The organism is Candidatus Nitrosotalea sp. FS, from assembly GCF_011319475.1.
Lineage (GTDB): Archaea > Thermoproteota > Nitrososphaeria > Nitrososphaerales > Nitrosopumilaceae > Nitrosotalea.
In genome coordinates, this window is sequence record NZ_RCMC01000167.1 from 969 (window position 1) to 1,362 (window position 394).

General features: G+C 41.5%; 1 protein-coding gene. It reads right to left on the reverse strand.

Going from position 1 to position 394, the window contains the following annotated elements; genetic code table 11:
• On the reverse strand, positions 1–320 hold a 320-nt coding region (locus DYY66_RS14260; RefSeq protein ID WP_255496175.1), incomplete at both ends, for a methionine adenosyltransferase domain-containing protein.
• Positions 321–394: the final 74 nt, after the last annotated feature.

Below are 394 nucleotides of genomic sequence, written 5' to 3' on the forward strand. Positions count from 1 at the left end.
GCCATATGTATCCACAATTATCTTTCTTCCAGTGAGCCCTGCATCTCCTGGAGGACCACCTATTACAAATCTGCCAGTTGGGTTTATGTGAATTTTTATCTTTTCATTCCATAATTGTCCGCATACTGGCTTGATGACTTTATCAATAATCTCTTTTCTAATCTGTTCGTTTGTAATCTCGGGTGAATGCTGGGTTGAAATAACAATTGCATCAATGCGCTTTGGCTTGCCGCCCTCATACTCTATTGTAACCTGGGATTTGCCATCAGGTCTTGCCCATGGAAGTTCCTTACTCTTTCTAGCTTCTGCAAGACGCTTTGNCTTCTCGATTATCTCTTTTCTTATCTGCTCATTTGTAATCTCGGGGGAATGCTGGGTTGAAATGACAATTGCA